Annotated in this window: 1 protein-coding gene; it reads right to left on the bottom strand. The window is 62.8% G+C overall.

Features of this window, described 5'->3' with window-relative positions; genetic code table 11:
• Positions 1-33: 33 nt before the first annotated feature.
• On the bottom strand, positions 34-274 hold a 241-nt coding region (locus tag EKA13_RS27665), incomplete at its 5' end, for a Tn3 family transposase (protein WP_021442811.1).

Raw genomic sequence — 274 nt, 5'->3', positions numbered from 1 at the left:
GGGGTCGCCTCAGAAAACGGAAAATAAAGCACGCTAAGCCGGTTGCAGCGGTCGTAGCGGCCTGAACTTGCCCGCGCCGATCTTGGCGCTGCTGCGCCAGAGGTAATCGCCGGTGAGGTTGATGTGCTCCCAACCGAGCGGCGACAGGTACTGCAACAGCGCGTCATCAACGGCATGGCCGTTGCCACGCAGCGCGTGCGCAGCCCGTTCCAGATAGACCGTGTTCCACAACACGACGGCAGCCGTTACCAGATTGAGGCCGCTAGCCCGGTAG

Source organism: Pseudomonas defluvii (genome assembly GCF_001695625.1).
GTDB lineage: Bacteria > Pseudomonadota > Gammaproteobacteria > Pseudomonadales > Pseudomonadaceae > Aquipseudomonas > Aquipseudomonas defluvii.
Note: the sequence above shows the minus strand (reverse complement) of the source record. Positions and strands in the feature narration are given on the sequence as shown.